At 42.8% G+C, this 2,602-nt stretch carries 3 protein-coding genes; all 3 read right to left on the bottom strand.

Annotated features, from left to right (window positions below; translation table 11 throughout):
• Nucleotides 1-59 precede the first annotated feature (59 nt).
• The 3 genes from jag to yidD all read right to left on the bottom strand — a co-directional run bounded on the left by jag (nt 60) and on the right by yidD (nt 2,567).
• On the bottom strand, nt 60-1,007 hold the full coding sequence (gene jag / locus QZL69_RS01185) for an RNA-binding cell elongation regulator Jag/EloR (protein ID WP_022213402.1): 948 nt from the start codon (nt 1,005-1,007) through the stop codon (nt 60-62).
• A gap of 23 nt (nt 1,008-1,030) precedes the next feature.
• On the bottom strand, nt 1,031-2,290 hold the full coding sequence (locus tag QZL69_RS01180) for a YidC/Oxa1 family membrane protein insertase (protein WP_173905736.1): 1,260 nt from the start codon (nt 2,288-2,290) through the stop codon (nt 1,031-1,033).
• Between the two features lie 67 nt (nt 2,291-2,357).
• Complete coding sequence (gene yidD, locus QZL69_RS01175; protein WP_118252502.1) at nt 2,358-2,567, bottom strand: membrane protein insertion efficiency factor YidD; 210 nt, start codon at nt 2,565-2,567, stop codon at nt 2,358-2,360.
• Nucleotides 2,568-2,602 lie beyond the last annotated feature (35 nt).

Raw genomic sequence — 2,602 nt, 5'->3', positions numbered from 1 at the left:
GATTTTGCCATATTCATGGCAAAACACCTCGCGGGATACTACCTGTGAGCAGTAACACTTTAGTATCTCTTTAATTTGACAACTACGTGACGGTATGGTTCTTCACCTTCACTTACTGTCTCTACGAATTTATTTCCCTGAAGTGCAGAATGGATGATTCTTCTCTCGTAAGGATTCATTGGCTCGAGAACTACAGGTTTTCTTGTTTTCTTGACCTTGTAGGCGATTCCCCTTGCCAGGTTCTCGAGAGTTTCTTTTCTGCGTCTTCTGTAATCCTCTGTATCGAGTTTTACTCTGATATAGTCGGATTTGCCTTTGTTTACAACGAGGCTTGTAAGGTACTGGAGAGAATCAAGTGTCTGTCCTCTCTTACCGATCAGGATTCCCATATCCTGGCCTTCAAAATCGACTTCCAGACAGCCATCTGTTGTGTTATATTTGGATGTGATCTGGACTTCTCCGAGATCCATGGATGCAAATACATCATGAAGGAAAACAGATGCTCTCTCTTCGATCTCTTTGATCTCTGCCGGATCAGTGATGATCTCGATCGGCTTGGATACTCTTACCGGTTTTTCTTTGGCCGGTTTCGGCTCCCTTACTGGTTTCTCTTTGTAAACTCTTTCTTTCGGCTGTTTCTCTCTGACCGGTTTTGCAGGTTTTTCTTCTCTCGCTGCCTCTGGCTTTACTTCTTGTTTATTAGAAGTTCTGGCAGGTGCCTTTGGTGCCGGCTTCGGTGAAGATTTCTTCTGTTCCGGTTTCGGCTCGTCCTTGAATGCATCCAGTTTGACAGAAGCTACTATTTCCTCGAGTTCCTTTTCTTCTGAATGATCCTCTACTTTGCGAGCTTTAATGATCGCAGGCTTACTTCCAATTCCGAAAAATCCGGAACTTCCTTCGCTGATTACCTGAATGTCAAGCTGATCACTGGTCACGCCCAGTTCAATACATGCTTTTGTGATTGCTTCATTTTTGGTTTTTGCTGAAAACTGCATATATTCATTCATGATAAAACCCCGACCTTCCCTCTCTATTTCTTCTTGTTTTTCTCATCAAAAGCTTTGACCATATTTGCTTTTGCGGTAATGCTGCCTTCTTTTGCATGGGAAGCATTCTGGTAAGCTTCTTCTACTTTCTTCGCACGGTTTGCTTCATCAGAACCGCTCATACCTTTGTCGATCTTGTTGATATTCTTTACGCTCTGATGTGCCTGGTTTGTGATCTTCTGCGGCGGAAGTCCTTCTTTTGCACGTTTGGCTTCCATCTTCTTCATATTCTCGTTTACGAGATCATCAATGTTCATCTTGTTCAGGTGACGGTTGATGAGAAGCTGCTGGATACTTCTTACTACGGCACTTGCGATCCAGTAAATACCAAGACCTACCGGGAATGTGAAACAGAAAAATGCAGACATAAGCGGCATTACTGTATTCATAGTCTTCATGGAGCTTGCCATTGCATTATTCTCGCCACCGCCCTGTGTTGCTGCCTGTGGCATAAGCTTCAGGTTGAGCATCTGTGTTGCCCATGACAGAACCGGAATTGCAAGAGCTGCAATGATCAGGATCAGGGATCCTGTTTTGATATAGCTCAGCGGCTGGTCTGCGATGTTGAGCACACCAAAAGTCTGCATCTTCTGGATCTCGGAAGCAGTTTTGCTGATCTGATCTGAGAATCCGGAGAACTGACTGATATCCTGTAAGGATTTCCACTGGGATGGAGACAGAGCATACAGGAAATCTACGATAGAATCTGCATTATCTGTGACCTGTCTTACTCGTGTCATCTTGTTGTCTGTGATAAAGTTATTGATGATATCTGCAAATCCATCTACTGCAAGGATCTGTGTGCAGACACCATTGAACACATTATATACACTGCTTACATAAGCAGGGATATTCTGGATTACCTGATACAGAGCATACAGGATTGGGAGCTGGATAGCGAGCTGAACACAGCTTCCTGTAGGGGATACACCGTATTTCTGATATACCGCCTGGGTTTCCTCCTGCATCTTCATCATTGAATCCTGATCTTTTTTACCCTGATATTTCTTCTGGATTTTCTGGATCTCCGGCTGCATGATCGCACTCAGCTTAGAGAATTTCTGCTGTTTGATCTGCAGAGGAGTCATAAAAAGATAGATCAGAATACTGAAAATAATAATACAAAGGCCAAGGTTCTGAATTCCAACCATATCCAGCACTTTGTAGATACCGTTCATGATCCAGCCCATCACGATTGCGACCTGGCCGATGATCGGGGTACCACTTTTAGTAGCCAAAATCATACTTTCCAATTTACTTGTTCCTCCTGGATGATCTTATGGAACAACTTCATGATTGATCCATTTACCTTTATGGTACGGGATCATATCCCCCATGAGAAAAAGGATTACAACGTAATATTCTCCATATTGCCAGTAATCCTCCCCTGATTGCACCATATTTTTCGATTGCTTCCAAACCATATTGAGAACATGTGGGAATATAAGGACATTTAGTTCTCTTCATCGGTGATATATATTTCTGATAGAGACGAATCATTTTAATAAGAAGTTTCTTCATCAGTATGAACCTCTTCTATGATCTGATGTTTCCCT

Origin of the sequence: Blautia sp. CAG:237, assembly GCF_000436615.1 — a bacterium.
Classification (GTDB): Bacteria; Bacillota; Clostridia; order Lachnospirales; family Lachnospiraceae; genus Blautia_A; species Blautia_A intestinihominis.
This window is presented reverse-complemented; position numbering and strand designations above follow the sequence as displayed.